We start from the raw sequence: 18,435 nt of genomic DNA on the forward strand, positions 1-18,435 counted from the left end.
CGATGTTGTCGGTTTCGGTGGTGGAACCGTCGATCACCTCGATGCGGTAGTCGATGACCCGCCCGGATTCGTCCTCGATCCGAATGGCCTCGAGGGCGGTCCGGATCGCCGGATGCACGCCGCTCATGAAATGCCACTTGATCTGTGGTGGAACGCCGTCCACCCAATACTCGCGATTCAGATACGCGATGCGGAGTTGCTTGCGTGCCTGCGCCTCCAGCCTGGTCTGCCTTTGAAGCTGTCTGTCGAGGTCGTAGTCCTTCGCCTCGTGCCACGTTCGGCCTTCGTCGGTCGAGATATCGATCTCGCTCTCGAGCAGAACGCCATCCGGCATTTCGAGGTGGACGGGAGTGCCCAGCGCATGGATCACTTCGAACTGTTCGGCTAGCCCGATCTCCCCCTTGATTCCGCCGAGCTGGGCAGGGTCGCTTTTCGCGATCTCTTTCACCATGCGGAAAGTGATCGGTACCCCGATGGCGATCCAAGCCTCGACGGCCTTGGAAAGCTGTTCGGCCTCAGCGCGCCCGGTGTGGAAACCGGCGGGCCAGCGCGCCGCGTCCGCCTTCGACATGTTCGGTGTCCGTGCCAGGATCGCGTTCCGCCGCGGCACTAGTTCATCGAATGCGGCTCGCACGGCACGCGTCCGATCCTGGAGTTCGTCTCGCTGCGCCTCGGACAGGGGCTGGTGATTCCGCCGGTAGATATCGGCCAGCAGGTCTGCGAGATTGCTGCCGGTTCGCCCGGCCCTTCTTCGAGTCTTGTCGACCCACTGGTTCGTCATGCGTATAGCGATATCCACGGCCAGTCCGCGAGCCTTTTGCGTCTGTATGAAGGCATCGGCCGATGTCTTGGCCAATCCTGCCGCGACGTTTTCCGGGAAGTCGGCCGCTGACGCGACAGCGTGCTTGCTCAGTTGGTGATCGCCGTATACGGACTGGGTGGCTGTATGCAGGTACTCGCTGTAGATATTGAGAACGGCAAGGTTCGCCTGATCGGTGACCGTCGCATCGTGGCTGGCGCTCTCGATCTGGGAGAGCGTCGCGGTCAGGCCGGTCGGCAGCTGACTGGTGTCATGAGCGAGTTCCTGCGCCGTGATGTGGTGCGCGGTAGGCGCCGCAGCCTGTGTGGTCTCGTGACCAGGCGAGGATGCGAGATCCCGCAGCGCTCGCAAGAGCATGATGTCGTCGGCCCACCGGGCGGTCTGTTCCGCGGCGATGCCGTCCTGTGCCGGGCCGCTCCCGGGGATCTTCCGGCGCTGCCCCTCATAGCGGCCGAGGATGACTTGCTTGACCTGTTCCGCCATCGCCGGATCGATGCCGATCTCATCGATGCGGGTCAAGATCTCCTGGAGTCCAATTGGATCCGAGTCTGCAGGTCGCTCCGCTGCTGTCGCATCGCTGTCCGGGATGTGTGTGCGCTGTTCGTCATCCAGCCGCGGCGACTCCGATGACGGCCGTGCCGTATTCGATTGCGCTACTCTGCCTTGGGCCGCAGTCGGATCCTGGTGATTCCCGGTTTCTCTTGCGCCCTGGTCGTCTGATGGCCCGGTGATCGGGTTTTGCGGGTGTGCTCGGGGGATATCGTCCGGGATGGGCTCATCGAGGGCCGATAGTTTGCCGTTGACGTTCTTGAAGTACGCGACGAATGCCCTGTCGACAACGGGATAGGGCGGGTCCCATTCGTCGTAGTGGCGCACTTGCGGGGTGGCGAGCGAATCGGATATCACGATTTCGCCGTCGACGTTGGTGATGACGTACCCGTGGGACTTGTTGCCGCGTTCGACGACGACCACGACGGTGTCCGCGCCGCCGCGCTTGTTCCGGATATCGTCGACGATCGAGGCCAGCGGGTCGGCGTTCTCGGGTTGTTGGGTAGTGGCATCCGGTAGTGGGACCGGGACGAGCTGTGCGGCTATGGCGTTTTCCACATGGGGCCAGAGGTTTTCGCCGAGTTCGGGTTCGAACGTGGTGTCGTGACCGAGTGCCCAGAGTGCCTTAACGAGTTGGATCACGCACTCCGCCCGCCGGGCGGCCTGCTCGAGGTCGCTACGGTCACCGAGGCCGAGTTTGCGGACCATACGGTCCAAATGGGTGCCTACGGTCGTCACCGAAATCCCCAGGGCATCCGCGACTTCCGTGATCGTCTTACCCTGCGCGCGCAAGACGATGATTTCGGACTCGCGCGCGGTCAAACGTCCGCCGACAGGTCGGGGTACGGCAGCGGGATCGGCGCTGGAGAGTGCCCCGGCGCGCAGCGCCGCCACCGACATACCGGCCCGAGTGCCGATGCCGAGCTTGCCGGATGTCCGCGCCAGGGTGTCCTTCACGGTCAGCTCCGCCACGGTCAGGTCCGCGCTGATCTCTTTGTTGGACATGCCGTTTGCCGCCATGCCGAGGATTTGGGTCTGGCGCTCGGTCAACTTGGCCGACAGGGTGCGCGACGTTCCCGCGAGTGGAATTTTGCCCGTACGGATTGCCGACACCGCCATAGCTGCCCGCTCGCTGATGCCGAGCTTCGCGCCGATGCGGGCAATATGCACCTTCACGGTGGCGCTCGACAGCTCGAGTGCGATGCCGATTTCGACGTTCGACATGCCCTCTGCTACCAGGCTGAGTACTTCGATTTCGCGGTTGCTCAGATCGTCGGAACTCGGCTGCCGTCCCATGACGACGAGATCGCCCAAGGACTTGACGGCATCGCATTGAGCGGGGGTGGGAGTCTCTTCCGACTCCATCGCCTCCGTAATTCGTGTGCGCTCGGTGGCATCCAACTGATCGAGGCGCTGCTGCAGATCCGCCTCGGTCAGCTGCGCCAGCGCGACGCGCACAGGGGCTGACGGCCCGATCCCGAGAGCGGCGATGAAGGCTGCGATAAGACCCGTCCGCTGGCGGTACCTGGTGGTTTCTTTATCGGTACGGGGGAGTCTGTTCTCGCGGTGCCGCGCGGCCTCGACGAGTACCGCACGATCACGCGCACCCAGCTTGTGCAGGATGCTGGTCAGCCGGTCCGATGCGATGGCCTCGGACAGCCCGAGTTCTTCCGCGACGGCCTTATCGGTTTTCCCGCTTGCCGTGAGGTCGAGCATGTCGGCCTCGTCGTCGGACAACATGTTCGGGCTGGGCAGTAGGTCGGCGTTTCGGGCCGCTTCGGCCATTTCCGCTCTACCGGCGACACCGAGTTTGGCGTGTACGCGGGACAGGTATGTCTGGACTGTCCGTGGCGATATTCCTAGTGCAGCACCGATTTCGATGTTGGTGAGTTCTTCCTCGACAAGTACGAGGATTTGCTTCTCGCGGTCGGTGAGCGGGGCTTGGTCGTCGATGGGGGCTTGTTCGGGAAGGATGTCCGCGCGTGCGGCTGTCACCGCCATGCCCGCGCGGCCGCCGACCGGGAGTTTGCCTGTCGCGCGGGCAAGGTGGGTCTCCACGGTGTGCACCGAGATGCCGAGTGCGGTGGCGATTTCGGGGTTCGACTTACCGGCGGCGACGAGAGCGAGGACTTCCTTTTCCCGGTCGGTCAGCGGGGTTTCGATGTCGGCGGGGTCCTGTTCGGGGAGCGCACCTGCGCGTGCGGCTGTCACCGCCATACCCGCTCGACCACTGACCCTCAGTTTGTGACGGATGTTGACGAGGTGGATCATTGCCGTGCTCGGCGCGATGCCAAGTGCGGCACCGATTTCGGCGTTGGTTTTGCCTTCGGCGACCAGCGCGAGCACCTGCGCCTGGCGCTTGGTCAGATTGCGGCGCACAGATTCAAGTTCTGGGTCCGCAGGGGCCAGTGTTTGTGCGTTGTTACGGGCCTCGGCCAACGCGTCCGCGATTACACCCCGGTTGATGCGGCTCAGTGCACGCAGGCGCCGCGCCAAGGTATCGTGCGCCAACCGACGCAGAGCCTCGGCGATATTCCCGTCCTCGGCAAATGTCGAACCTTGTGCCTCGGCTTCATCGAATACGGTCCGATTAACCGATTGCGCGAACAGCAGAAGTGGTCTCGGTAGCCGTATACCCGGTGAGAGGTTGACATTTAATAGGCTGAATATGTATTCGAGGGTTTCTCTTCCGTGTTGTTCTTGAATTGTTTCGGATACGGTGGGGTTATCTTCCCGCTCGCGCTGTTCACCGTTATGTGCGACCAACGCGGCCATACCTGCTCGCACACCGATTCCGAGCTTGTCGGCGATGTGGCCGAGGTGGGCCTTGACCGTCCCGGGAGATATGCCCAATGCCGCACCGACTTCTCGATTTGGCATTCCCTGTGCGACCAGGCTGAACACTTCGAGCTCACGTTGGGACAGCGTGATGCGGTCGCTCATTGCGGGTTCGGTTGTAGCGGCGTTGTCGCCGCCGACCGGGGTGACATTCTCGCCTGCCAGGGTGGCGGCTAAGCCCGCACGCCCGCTCGTGCCGAGCTTACGGTGAATGCTTTTGAGGTGGGATTTAACCGTGCTTTCCGATATGCCGAGAGCCGCAGCGATTTCAAGGTTGGTCATCTCCTGCGCGAGCATGCCGACCACATCGCGCTCACGTGGCGTCAATCCATGCGCCAGCGGGTCTCTTGATCCCTGGATTGTCGCCGGGTTGTTCGACTGGGCTGTGTCGGTCGAAAGTCCGTCAAGGTCCAGCCCCAAGTCGTCGAGGCCGAAGTCCGACAGGTCGATGGCGAACGATGCCGCATCTGTCTGCTGTCGCACACCTCCGGCGGACTGGCGGATCTCGAATGATTGCTCGATCGTGATTTTGCCATCGGAGAAGGTGAGTTGCCGGATGGACATATCGCTCTGCTTGAGCACGACCTCGGTGCCGCGTCCTCCTTCCCGATCAGAATCTTGTTCGGCTACAACGAATTTCGGCAGCCGCTCAGCATGGTTCGGCGCGAGGTCGTTGCTTACCGTCACTCGAATCACAAGCTCGCCCACAGTGCCGGTCGCCTGGACATCGACGACGGCCTCCGTGCTCAGGCCATATGTCTCCGCGTAGTTATAGAGGTGTGCCTCGGCATTGGTGAGCAGTTCGGAGAACATCTCCTCGATTGCCCAGATCTGTTCGTCGGAGAGCCACGGGTGCTCGTCTTGCAGCCGTCGTGACAGTGCACGTCGCTCGATGCCGATCCGCTGCTGGTAAGCGGGCCGATCGCTGGACGACTCTGCCAGCAGCGGTGTTGCGCGGTCATCTCCCATTTGCGCGCCAGCACGTTGTGGGCGTGGTTGGGTACTCGGCGGCCGAGCGGCGCGTTCGACCGGGCCGGGTGTGCGGCCGAGGTGCCAGATCGCCCGGGTGCGGCTGTGTGCACCGGTTGTGTCGGTCACTTCGATATGCACCGCGTCGTCGGTGACCTCCGCAACGACATCGACGATGCCGTGGCCCCATCGGACGGACGCGGAGACGGCGTCTGCGATGGCGCGGACGTAGTCCTCGTCCGACCAGTCGTGCAGCAGGGTCGTGATGTTTTCCTCGACCAGGTCGGCTTTCGCGGAATCTCCGTGAGCGATGCCGGTGATATTGATGCCCCGGGTGCCCGCGGGCTCTCGATCGGCAGGGGGACCGGTGATCTTGTTCGGGTGTGGGTCCTCTTCGTGGTTGTCGCGCGGTTCGTTCAGTGCGGTGAGTACGCCACCGTCGTTTTTCAGCTCGGCGACATAGACGGTGCCTGTGCTGTAGGTGGATTCCCACTCGTCGTAGCTTCGGACGCGCGGGGCGGCGCCCTCGATGAGGGTGTCGAAGACGATGAGCTCGTCTCCGACTCTGGTGATGACGAAGCCGTGGGCGTTCTCGCCGTCGTCGACGACGATGGCGGCGGTATCCGGGCCCTCCCCGCTGCGGATGCGTTCGGCGATGGCGGCGATGGGGTCGGTCCCGTCGGCGGGTTTCGGCTCGACTCGAAGCTGGGTGAGGATACCCGCTTCGAGGGTGCGCCAGTTGTCATCGGCGAACCAGGCGGGATCGTTTTCGTCCGGCTCGGGTGCCTCGTCGTGACCGAGGGCCCGCACTGTGCGGGCGACGCGGATGGCACAGTCCAGGACATATCGACGCGCGGCACGGATATCCGAACCCGGTGCGGCTGAATCATTTTCGGTGCTCGGTCCGAGGGTAGGCCTAGTCGACTGCGACTGGTTAGTGCCCATTGCGCGCACATCGTCCGCGGTGTGCCCTCGGGTGAGGCCAGGGAGGGCGAGGTCACCGCGGCGTAATGCCTCGACGACGGCTGCGGTGCGATCGCCAACAGCCAGCTTTGCCATGATTACGTGCACTGCGGATCTCGCGGTTGCCGAAGAGACACCGCGAGCGTCGGCGATCTGATCGTCCGAACGGCCGACGGCGACGAGACCGAGTATCTCGGTCTCGTGGGTGGTCAGCGGACGCGGCGGCGCGGTCTCCGGCTCAGGGAGGTCGTGCAGTTCGAAGATTCCCATGCCCAGTGCCAGCACCACGGCATGGGTCCGGTCGCTGGCACCGAGCTTGGTGAAGATGTTCGCGACGTCGCTCTGCACATCGCGGTACCTGCGCTGCAATTGTTTCGCTATTTCGCGGTACGTCTTTCCGGTGGCGATTTCGGTGAGTACCGCGAGCTCGGTGCCGGTCAGTCCGCCGTTGTTCGGCTGTGTTCGATCAGCCAGACGCTGTGTGATGCGGTGGATCCAGGCGAATTGTTCCTCGGTCAAATCTCGGCCGAAGCGCATCATGCCGATCGCGCCTGCCAGCAGGACGCGGTCGGCGACGGTCAGTTGGTCGAGGTTGTCATCGATTTCGGGTTCGTGGTCCTGGAGATCCCAGCCGAGGGTGGTCAGTAGCTGCCGGAGAGTGTCGTGTCCGTACGGTCGACGCAACTGCTCGACGAAGTCCTGGTCGAGCGCTGCGCTCGGCCTGCCGCCGGGATGGACCGCCGTAATTGTGCCGCCGACAGGCCTTGCGCCCGCGTAGTTCTCGCGCGCGACGCCGGGCAGGTCGATGCCTCTGTCGAATGCCGCCGCGACCGGGTCATCCGCCGCGGCTACCCCGAGCTTCGCGCGGATCCGCTTGCGGTAGGTCCGGACGGTTTTCCCGGACAGTCCGAGACGGGCAGCGATCGCCGCACTCGTCGTGCCGTCGGCGAGAAGGGCGAGAATCTCGAGTTCCCGCCCGGACAGGGTGCGCTCGTCGGTGCTCACGTCGGCCCACATCGTCCACGCGGCACCGTTGACGTCGAGCAGGCCCTCGCGCAGTCCAACGGCAACCATGCCCGCACGGTCGCGTACTCCGAACGTGGTGCCGATGGCGTCGAGGCAGTTCTTCACCCGCGACTCCGACAGGGGCAGGTGTTCGGAGATGGCCTCGTCCGTCAGGCCCTTCGCAACCAAGGCGAGGACGCTGAGTTCGATTGCGGACAACTCGACGGGCCCGTACTGCTCGGCCATCGGGAAGTTGGTGATATCGAGGTCGCCCCGCCGGACTGCCGCGGCCACCGATGCGGCCCGGTTGGCGGTGTCGAGCTTGTCGGCGACCTGGTTGACGGCGGCAATCGCTTGCGCCCGTGACCAATCGAGTTGCTCCAGCGCCGCGATCTCGAACGGCAGCAAGCCCTGCGCCGTCCCGTACAGAACGGTGACCTCATCTCCGGTCAGGTTCTGTCCGATTCCGGGCACGCGGAGTGCCGTGGCAACGGATCTGGCCAGGCAGCGTAAGGCGCCTGCGGTGATGGTCCGCACCGCGGCGGCCCGGAGGGGGCGGGCCATGGTCATGCTGTTGTTCAAGGCCGTTGCCGTCTGGCCATCCGATTGTTCGTGCCGGAATCGAAGGGTGAGTGCCGCCTGCTGGGCTGGTGACAGGGCGTTGAAATGCCGCTCGAACGCGGAAACTGTCATGTTGGCGAGGGCCGTGGCCACCGGGTCGGATGCCGGAACACCTTCGAGATCGGTATAAGCCGCTACAAGCCTTTGCCGGAACAGGGCGAGTGCCTGTGGTCCCGCGGCGACAGGTTCCGCCGCGAGCGGTGCTTTGAAGTCCGGTACCGGGTCCGAATCCACAACTGTGCCGGTTTCGTCGGCCGTCGCGCCACTTGCTGCAGTTTTGAAGGTCGGCGGCGTTGATTGCAGGGCGCTCACGTGCTGTTCGTCGGCCTGGTGGTGCAGTGGCGCCGGATCGCCGTCGCGATGCTGTGCGTGCTCCGCTTGCCCGGGGGCAGTGTGTGCACCCACCGCGACCGTCGGGAACTGCGTCTGTACCGCCTTGGTCATCGCATGGATCGCGCCGACCTGGAGTGGGCTGAGCTCGCCGCCGTTTCGCAGCGCGTCGTGTACGTCGGCGATCGAGGCGATTTGCCCGTCGGTCATGTGAATTACGCTGTCCAGCAACGCATTTCGCAAATGTTCGCCCAGGTAGTCGCCGAGCTCACGGCCTGCGGGGAGCTGCCATCCGTTGAGTTGCGCGGTGTGGTACCCGGCCGCGTTGATCGCGTGCGCCAGCTGCTGCACCGGCTCGGGCGCCATGCCGTGCGCCGGATCCCAGCCGAGCACGGTCAGCACATGCTCGAAGGTCGCGTCCCCGAAGCGCTGCTGCAACACCTGTGTCGCGGCAGGGTCGCCAGCCTGTGCCTGCCGCAGCACAGTGGCTGTGTCGTCGACCAGCGCCTTGCCGGACTTGCCGATCTTGTCGTCGAGGATCTGCTGTTGCCCGGCGGTCGCCGCGTCGAGGGCGCCACCGGACAGTGTCGGTGGCATTTGATTTATGAAGGGCGAGTGTCTTCGGCTCGGATCGTCCGACTGGGTTGTCGGAGGTGCATGCGCGCTCGGACCGGAGGTACCGCCGCCCCGAGCCAGCTGATGCTGCGCGTCCGCCATCTCTTGCAGCGGCGTGACCAAGTCGCGCAGGTTCTCCTCGGCCTTGGTGAGCCGTGCTCGCGTCTCGGTGGTCGGCGCCGCCTGATGTTCGGCGGCGGCCTGGTTGTACTCGTTGATGTACTTGACGACGACCTGCTTGACCAGCGGGTTGTTGGTTGGGGCGTAGAGGCCGTCGGTGGGTGAGATGTAGTACTGGACACTGCCCGGTTCGCCGTTGCGGGCGGCGCGATTCTCGGCCTGGATATCGATATCGCGTGACAGCGCGGACCGGCCGGTGACCGCGACGTGCAGGCCGCCGAGGTCGCGGGCCGCCGCGCTGATCGGGATGTCGACACCGCGGGCGCCCTGCATATTGATGATCAGGACTTTGCCCTCTTGGCCCGCCGCGTCGAAGAGCAGTTGCAGGTCGTCCTCGGCTCTGGTGCCGTGCTCGAGGAACCATTTCGCGTCCACCGCGACGAATTCCACGTCGGGGTGCTCGGTTTTCATGACGTTCGACAGTGCGGCGACGAGGTCGTTGCGGTCGCACAGGATCAGCTGCGGGCGGCCGGTTTTCTGCATCGTCTGGGTGTCGGCGGCGATCTGCTTCAGTTTCGCGGCCTCGTCCGACGAGATCGCGTCCTGTCTGACCTCGAGCTTCGATTCGGTGAAGCGGTCGATCTTGACGACATCGCCCATGCCGAACCGGCTCTTGAGCGTGCCCGCGGAGCCTTCGGCGGTGCCCGACGCACCCGTGATGTGGTCGTAGTTCTCACTGCTGAAGAGTTTTTGCGCGGTAATGGATTTCGAGCTGTTCGGGTCGTTGCGGATGGGCAGGTCGTGTTTGGCCTCGACCGCCTGGGCCAGGCCGCCGTTCCAGCGACTCTCGGTGGACGTTTCCGGATCGAACATCACCTTGTGGGTGGTCTGATCGATGATGAAGATCCGTTCCTGCCCATCGATTTCGTGCCGGACATAGTGCACGTTCTCGACGTATTCCCACTTGGCGGAGGCCGCCATGTTCAGCCGGGTCAGCTCTTCGTCGGTCAGCGCGCGGCCGAGCTGGCGTTCCAGGGTCTGGCGTCCGGTCTCGGTCAGATTCGCCGGGCCGCCGCGCTGGTCCGCTGTGCGGCCGAAATCGGCTTCCTTCAGGACGCCCCGGTCCAGACATTCGGTCAGGAAGTCGCGGGCATCGCTGACCTGCGCGGCGACCTCGGGGTCGGCGAGCTGGCCCGCGCCGTCGGACAGGATGTACTGGGTATCGGCGTGCACGAGCGCCTCGTCGATCTCGTCGATCGAGGCGCGCCGACCCGGCACCCAGTTATCGCGCAGCGCGGCGAAACCCACATCCTGCTGGGTGCCGATGTAGATCGTCGGTTTACCCGGCTCGGGAGGTGGCGGCGCGGTGTCCGGATTCATCCGTACCACATCGATACCGAGCGGGCCCAGAACCTCTTGGTATCGCACGAATTCGCGGTTGGCAAGGTTATCGCGGGTGGTGATCACCTGCACCGCACCGTGTTCCATGGCATCGCGGGCCGCGTGGGCGAGGAAGACCAGCGACTTGCCCTCCCCGGCATCCATATTCACCGGACCGTCCCGCATCGCCAGCATGGCCGCGACCTGTGTCCAGCGCAGCACCTTGTTCTCGCCACGGCGGATGGTCTCGATCAATGCCGCCGTCACCTCGGCTTGGTCGCCGCTGCGCAACATCTCCACCAAGGTTTCCGCGGAGGCGTTCACCAAGCGCTGTTCTTCCGGAAGATCCGGTGCGCAGCGATCCGCGTAGTCCTTCAGGGCGTCCTCGGCGGTCTGTCGGCCCGCAGCTGGTTCGGCCGCATCGACTTCGGTCTTATCGGTCGCGCCCGCTGTAGTCGTCTCGCTATCGGCGGCCGAGGGGTGTGGCCGCGCGCTGTCGGTTGCTTCGGGCGTGGCGGGTTGTTTGCCGGTGGTGTGAGCCTCGTCGAGCGTCGGATTGTGCTGGGGCGCTGGTTCTTCGGTGTGAGTGTTGACCGGTTCGTTGTCGGCCGGGTGCGGAAGCTTGCCGTTGGCCGGTTCGGTTGCAGCGGGTTGTTTGCCGGTGGTGTGGATCTCGTCGGGTGTCGGATTGTGCTGGGGCGCTGGTTCTTCGGTGTTGGCCGGATTGTTGTCGGTGGGGTGTGGCCGCGCGCCGTCGGCTGTTTCGGGTTCGGCTGGGTGCTGTCCGACCGTTGTGGGCGCATCGTCCGGCGCGTGATCGTTGTGCTGAGCTGGTTGTGCGCCGACTGGTTCGTCGGGGTGGACGCTGGCCGGATCGTTGTCCGCGGGGTGTGGCGGGGTGCCGTTGGTTGGTTCGGGTGTGGTGGGTTGGTGGTTGGTGTGGGTCTCGTCGGGTGTCGGATTGTGCTGGGGCGCTGGTTCTTCGGTGCTGGTGTGGGTGTTGGCAGGGTCGTTGTCGGCCGGGTGTGGCCGCGCGCCATCGGCTGTTTCGGGTTCGGCTGGGTGCTGCCCGACCGTTGTGGGCGCATCGTCCGGCGCGTGATCGTTGTGCTGAGCCGGTTGTTCGCCGACTGGTTCGTCGAGGTGGACGCTGGCTGGATTGTCGTCGGCGGGATGCTGGGTCGGCCGCTGCCCTTCCGTCGCTGTATCGATGGGTTCGGCCCGCACCTCGGGGGCGCCGGTGTGATCCGAGGTGGCGTTGGGGTCGTGGGTAGTGCCGGAGCGCCCCGAGGTTGCCGCGGGGTCGGCATCGGCCGTCACCGCTGGCCTGTTCGACGGCGAATCGGCGGGGCGTTGTGCCACCCAGCCCGCCTTGTCCGGACCGAACGCATTCACGAGGGCAGGGTTCGTGTGCTGGTCGTGTGGCACCGCTATGGCGAGATCCGGTGGTGGGGTGCCGATCTCGGGGGCCACCACCCGGCGACGACCACCACGTCGCGGTGTTCCCATATCCGGCGTGGCCTGGCGGTCCCGGCCTCGTCGCTGCGGTCCTGCCGGATTGTCCTGGCGGGACCGGGCCGGACCGCCATCAGCGGGATGCGTGGCCGCGGCATCGGCCGGTCGAGCGGCAACCGCCGCCCCGTCGGCGGAACGAGCGCCGGTGGGCGCGGCCGCGGCCGGAACCGGTTGTGGTTGTTCACTATCCGCGTCGGAGTCCGCGGGGTGCGATCGTGGGCCGTCCACGGTGTCGGAGTCCGCGGGGTGCGGTCGTGCGCCGTCAGCGGCATCGGAGTCGGCTGGGTGTTGTCCGCTGGATACGAGAGCCTCATCCGGCGTCGGACCGTCTCGAGGTTCCGGCTGGGCCTCGGGTTCGTCGGCATGAGCGCGCGCATCGGCCGGTTCGTTGTCGGCGGGATGGGGCCGCGCACCGTCGGTGCCGGTAGGGCGTTGACTGTCTGATGCGGCGGCCTCGTCCGGCGTGGGACGGTCCTGCTGAGCCGGATATCCGCTTGCTGGTTCGTCTGTGGTGCGGACATTGGCCGACTGGCCCTCGGCGGGGTGCGGTACCGGAGCAGGTGCGGGGTCCTGCGCCGAGCCGCGGCCGACGGCAACCGGCTGCTCCGAGGTGCCGGGGTCCTTCGGCGCGGGATCGGGCTGGCGAATCGGTTGCGGGGTCGGCTCGTCGGGATGTTGGCGGGCGCTGGGCGGTCCGCTGTCGCCAGGATGCCGCCGCTGGCTGCCCGCCGCTGGTTCGTCGGAGTGCTGACGGAGGTTGACCGGTTCGTTGTCGGCGGGGTGCGGGGTCGGCCGCTGGCCACTCGCCGCCGGATCCGCGGCGCGTGGACGCGGGCCCCCGTCAGCGGCATGGTTCACCGGGCCGTCGCCAGCTTGCGGATTGGCGGATTGTGTTGGTGCGCTGGGTGATTGGGTGTTTATCGGGGGTGTGCTAGCGACGTGAGGCGCGTACACGTTCTGGAGACGCGGTGCCTCGTTCGCCACCACCACTGCGGCGGGGTGCTGGATTTCGTCGACATGGGTGTTGTTGACGACATCGGGAAGCGGATTCTGCGGATCCTTGGGCTTCCAGATGCCGATGTTGTAGTCCTCGCGCATGAACGGCGCGGGTGCGGTGTTGAAGTCGTTCGCCGGTTGCCGCAGCCGTGTGACGAGTTGGTTGAGTTGCTGTTGCTGGGACCCGGCCGGGTCGGCCGGGTCGAAGTCGCGGGTGATAATGCCGTGGTCGGCGAGTGCGTCGACAAGCGCCTGAGTGAGTGGGCGTTGGCCGGTGCCGGTGTTGGCTGCGGTGTCGGCGGGCACGGTGACCTCGGGTACCGCGGTCTCCGGTGTCCGTGTGTTGCTGCGAATTTCGGCGGCGCCGTGGGCGGCGGCGCCGAGGAAGCCGCCGGTGATGGCGGGGATGAGAGTTTCGGTGACGGCTTTGGTGGTGATGGGTTGGCCGGAGAGCAGGATGGAGGTGAGGGCGCCGAGGATGCCGCCGACCAGGCCGCCGGACGCACCGACGAGGGAGGTCCCGGCGAGTTGGAACCCCACCCGCCCGGCGGTGCTGGTGGCTGCTTCGGCGCGGGCGACCGTGCTCGGGATGATCCAGCGTCCACCGACCCATGCCCCGGCGACCGCGCCCGCGCCGCCGCCGACACCGCCGGCAGCGGCGGCGATTCCAACAGACTTCCAGTCCATCGACTCACGGTTGCCAGCGAGGATCTGTCCGGCTTGGACGGCGGCGCTGATACCGCCGATCTGCGCTGCTCCCCAGAACATGGCTTTGCCGGCCAGGACGATAGTGCCGCGCTGGGTGGCGTATTTGGCGGACTGCCCGGCCAGGAAGATCATGAATCGGCGTTTGGCGACCTGGCAGGCGGTGTCGGTGGCCATGCGGTCGATGCGGAACTCGATAGCGGCGCCGACGGGGGAGAACATGAGTGCGGCGCGGGCCAGTTGCCAGGCCAGGATCGTCGCGAAGCCGATGACGGTCCATTTCTGGTTCTCGATGTTGTTGGCGGCTTCGTAGAGTTCTTCGACGAGGGTGTCGATGAAGTCGGCTTGTGAGCGGAACTTCTCCGCGAGGTCGAGGTGGTTCTTGGCGATCGCGGTGCCGGTGTCACCGCGCAGTTCGTTGTCGGTGCGTGCGGCGAGGGCCACGTGGTGGTCGGCGTAGCCGCGGCATTGTTCGGCTTTGTCGGACCAGTAGTCGGCGGTGCGTCGGGTTGAGGTTTCATCGCCACGCGGGAAATGCCCGGCGACACAGTCGATCACCGGTGCGGGTAAACCCGGCGGAAGAGTCAGCGTCATCTACGGTCTGACCCCGTCACACCCCGCGCGCCCAGGAAACTCCCGCCTTTTCCACCAGCAACCGATCCAGCACGCCCAATTTTGACCTATTCCGAGGTGAGTTCCCATGTATGGGGATAGCGCTGCGTCACCGCGCGCGGTGACGCCTAGTCGGCCCGGTTCTCCTCGCCACGGAAGAAAGCACGGGCTTCGCGCAGGTTCGGCGCCTCGTCGGCGATATCGGAAAGATCCGGCATGTCCTCGAGTTCGGTGCCGACCGGACTGGTCAGCGCCGTGTGCTGTTCACGGGCCTGGCCGACCGCCTCCTGGACCGCATCGAGAATGGTGCGGGCGAGCTGGTCGGGGGATTTTCGCACCGCGGCGTCGGTCAGTGTGAGATCGGTGAGCACGCCGTTGGCATCGACGACCACCTGAACCGACTGATCCGGTGAGCTCGCTTGTGCGCGAACAGCTTCCATCTGCCGGAACACCTCGGCCAGCCGAGGCTGCTGCTGCTCGTAGGTGTCGAGGAGATGTTCGATCTGGTTGCGCAATCCGCTGTTGGCCGACCGCAGGCCTTCCCTCTTCCATCGGTCCACGCCGATCTCCTTTCTAGACACCGGTTCTGCCACTGGTGGTGCACCCACCGCTCATTACTCGTCGAAGATGGATGCCTTCGCCATCGTCACCAGCAGTCGATGCAGAGCCTTCGCGGGTCCGCTGGCCGCCTCGCCGTCCAACTCGACGGCGGCGAAGGCCTCCGCGAGCGCCGTGGCGGGCGCGAATACGCCGTTGCGGAAGCTGTGCTCGCTCAACGCACTACGCCACTGCCTGTATCCGCTGACGACCCGTGCGAGCGTGTCGCCTTTTGCACCGTGAATACGCAGATACTCGGTGATCAGCGCGCGCTGCGCCTCGGCGCGCGCCTGGAATCCGCCGCTGACATCCAGCACACCACCGAGAGCGCGCATCATCGTCGCGTACATCGGTCGTTCCGGTTGGCCAACTTTCGGCGATGGTGCTGCCGTGACGCCCGGCAGGTGGGAATTCGCGGCGGCCGTTCGATCCAGCACGATCCACGGCGACGGATCATCGGTTTCCATTGCCGTGTTTCGATTCTCGACACGTGACGGGTCACCGGCCAGATCGGTGATCTCGATCCCGTGCAGTGGCAGGGTATATCGATCGAGCACGGTGTCGAGGGCGGCGGCCATCTCGCGCACCGTAGTCTCGTGGATTCCCGCCGTCTCGAAGCCGCGGATCTCGAGATTGTGCCTGGCGGCCATCTCACTGGCGATCCGCATTGCCTCGTTATCGGTTTCGGCCCGCCGTGCCACGGCGCGCCGTGGTGCGGTGCGCTTCTGTTTGCCCTTGTCCGTCGCATCCTTGTCGGTACCCGGGCGACCGCCGGGGCGCGGCGGGGAAACCCGTGGTGGCGCGCCGTTCGACGGGGTAGAGGTCGGAGACGACGCGGCCGGGGACTTCGACCACGGAGTGTTCGCCGGATTTCCCGACCAGGGTGTGCCCGCGGCGCGCGCGGCCGGCCCGGACTCCTTGGCGGACACCGGATTCGCCCGCGGAGCAGCGCTGGCGGTGGGATTCGCTGCGGCAGTATTCGCGGCGGGGGCTGCGCCGGTGCTGCCGGGCGTGGCGATATCGCCGGTGGATTCGGGATCGCCGGTGGGATCCTGGGAGCCATCGGTCCCACCGTTTCCGCCCGTGTCCTGGTTACGTCCATTGTCATCGGCCGGTGAATCCGACTGCGGCGTAGCGGATTGCGCCGATGGTGACTGTGCGGAGGGGGACTGCCCGGTGTTGTGCTGCGCGGCCGAGTCGTCGACCTTCGGACCATCGGTGGTGGTCGGGTCGGGATTCGATACGGGTACCGACCCTTGCGATGTGGGCTGGGCGGTGATCGGTGCCGAAATCGGAGTTCGATATCCACCCGTGTCGTATCCGTCGGGTTCTGTGGTGAGCGTGGTCGGGTTCGCATTGTCGATGTGTTCGGCGCCGCCGAGGTCCTGCTGCGCGAAAGTCTCGGCCGCGCCTGCGAGTTGGCTCTGCATCGCGCGCACCGCTTCGACCAGATTCTGCATACCTTCCATGGCGCGGTCCGCGCCGGGCACATACGAATCGGCAATCATTTTTCCGGGATCGTCGTTACCCCAGAACTCGCCTTCGCGCGCGAGATCGGCCTTCAGGTCCGCCACCATCCGCGCGACCTCGTCGGCGACCCCATCGAGCTGTGCCGAGGAGGCGCGCATGGCGTCGAGATCGGCCCATAGCGATTCGGCCACGTCGATCTCCTAGGTGTGCTCGTGCTGATCGGACTCGTGCAATCCGCCTCGCGCGCGGGGTATATCCGAATCCATTCGGCCGTCCATTGTCGAGTCTTCCCAGTACGAGGACGTTGTCCGGCATCCCCAGCGGTGGGAAGGATCGACAATGGTGTGCGTCGGGTGGCGGGAAAGGATCTGATTGCATATGCCGGACGGCAGCATGGAAATCGACCCTCAGGTGTTGTATCAACTGGCGGATCAGCACGATCGGGTCCATGACGATACGCTCGAATGGGCCAAGAAGCCCGAGGCATGGTTGAATGCGTTTCCGGACAGCTACGGCGCGATCGCCCACCCGGTGCACAAAGCCCTGGAAGGCTACTACGACGCTCGGGAACGCGCCGGTCGCGCGCTTGCGGGCGAGCACAAGAAGACCGCGGACGATTTGCGTAAGGCCGCTCGGGCATTCGAAGACGCCGACCTGGACGGCGGCGCGGGTATCCGCCGGATCATGGACGATTCCGGCGCGCATGGTCAGCCGCACACCTCGCCGCTGCCGAACGGCACCTCGCCGAACGGGCAGGCGCCCGTCAACACCAGTCCGTCCGAGAACGTGCCCGGCGGTACCCAGCAGCCTGGCTCCACCCCCGGCTCGGACGACTCACCGGTCGGTGTCGGACCCGTCACTGCACCGACGACAAACGGTGCGCCGCCCGCCGGGCCCGACGGGACGGGTGTGTCGACGCCGGTGACGGGCACTGTGCCGCCTGGCGGCCCTGGCGGCGGCCCCGGCGGTGGACCTTCCGGACCCCCCGGTGGCGGACCCTCCGGTCCGCCCGGAGGCGTCATGTCGCCAGTCTCCGCGGGACCTGGCGGTGGACCTTCCGGCCCCGGTCCGGACGACCGGACAGCGGACCGGTCGTCCGGTGTCACCGCAGCGGGCGATCTGCCGCCCGTTCCCATGGCCACGCCGTTCGCATCGGCCGTCGCCTCCGCGAAGGACAAGGAGGCCGCGCCTGCGTACGTGGTCGGCGATGCCGTCGACAACGATCTGGTGGTCGCGCGCACCCTGCTCGGCGCCGTGCTGGCGGCGGTGGACTCGTCGGTCCTCGGCCTGCACTGGGCCGTGGCCGTGATGCGCGGTCCGGGTGGCGCTGGTGTATTCATCACCTCCAACGAGGGCCGTGGCTGGTTCCCCGCCGGCCTGTATCTGCCGCGCGAGGTGTCCACACCATGGCTGTGGGACGAACTGCTCGGCGCCGGTTCCACCGATGCGGCATCGCCGTGGGAGGGCGTATCCGATCCGGCCCGCATCCTGGTGGAATTCGGACTGGCCTGGGGCGCGAAGGCCGGAGCCTCGCTATCGGCGGTGGTGTCGTCCGGACCGATCGATTCCGGTCTGCGGTCGCGGTTCAACGATGTGTCGATGGAGGGCATGGTCGGACCGTCCTACGATGTCGATCTGCGCGTGCCGACCCCCGACACCGCCGATCGGCTCGCGCTCGCCGGCTCCGTCGACGCACTGGAAAAGATTGCGGCCGTACCGGATTCCGGTCTGCGCGCGCGGTGCATCGAATTGGCGGCGGACGCGCACGCCAAGGTGAGCCGGATTCGCGACCTTCCGCCGGACGGTGCGGGCGCGCGCGGAGTGCGGGAGCGCATTCTCGGCGCGATCCAATCCGGACGCGACATCCCGAGATCCTGGTGGGACGAACTGCGCGACGCCGACGATCTGCTCGCGGCCTCGATCATGCCGCGCCGCGTCGATGTCGGCCGGGTCGAGCCCGGGGATTTGCGGGTCGACGATGCGGACGGCGGATTGCGCGCGATGGTATTCGAGCGGCGGTGCAATGAGCTGGTCCTGCTGCTGGCCGAGGAAACCACTCGCCAGCAGTTGCGCGACGCGGTCTACGCGCATGAGCAGATCGTGAAACATCCACGATTCGTGGAGATTCCGGCGGCGGTTTCGACGTCGGTGGACGATACGGTGTCCCGTCCGGCGGCTGGCGTCGGCCAGGTTTCCGCGCCGACCGTTACCGCCCCGAACGTTACGGCCGGGCCACCCACGGGTGCGGTCGCCGCGCCCGATTCGGCACCACCGGGCGTAACCGGACCGGCCTGAGAGGGATATCGCGGGCATGGGTGATACACCGACAC

The 18,435-nt window shown here is 66.1% G+C and carries 4 protein-coding genes (1 of these 4 cut by a window edge); 1 reads left to right on the top strand and 3 read right to left on the bottom strand.

Annotation, left to right across the window (positions count from 1 at the left end):
* The 3 genes from ACQPZ2_RS13465 to ACQPZ2_RS13475 all read right to left on the bottom strand — a co-directional run.
* Window positions 1-14,020: the 5' end (the start) of an MFS transporter gene (locus ACQPZ2_RS13465; RefSeq protein WP_433525826.1), read on the bottom strand. Its footprint begins 44,243 nt before the window's first position; the window shows 14,020 of its 58,263 coding nt (coding positions 1-14,020); its start codon is at window positions 14,018-14,020; its stop codon lies off the left edge, out of view.
* A 146-nt stretch (window positions 14,021-14,166) separates the two neighbouring features.
* Window positions 14,167-14,598, bottom strand: coding sequence for a YbaB/EbfC family nucleoid-associated protein (locus ACQPZ2_RS13470; RefSeq protein ID WP_433525827.1), 432 nt, complete (start codon window positions 14,596-14,598; stop codon window positions 14,167-14,169).
* A 54-nt stretch (window positions 14,599-14,652) separates the two neighbouring features.
* Window positions 14,653-16,296, bottom strand: coding sequence for a hypothetical protein (locus tag ACQPZ2_RS13475; RefSeq protein ID WP_433525828.1), 1,644 nt, complete (start codon window positions 16,294-16,296; stop codon window positions 14,653-14,655).
* 187 nt (window positions 16,297-16,483) lie between these two features.
* On the opposite strand from ACQPZ2_RS13475, the gene ACQPZ2_RS13480 reads away from it, so the two are divergent.
* The gene (locus tag ACQPZ2_RS13480) at window positions 16,484-18,400 is read left to right on the top strand and encodes a type VII secretion target (protein WP_433525829.1); all 1,917 of its coding nucleotides are present in this window, start codon (window positions 16,484-16,486) and stop codon (window positions 18,398-18,400) included.
* The last annotated feature ends 35 nt before the right edge of the window (window positions 18,401-18,435 follow it).

The sequence above is a fragment of the Nocardia pseudovaccinii genome, from assembly GCF_050942345.1.
GTDB classification, from domain to species: domain Bacteria; phylum Actinomycetota; class Actinomycetes; order Mycobacteriales; family Mycobacteriaceae; genus Nocardia; species Nocardia pseudovaccinii.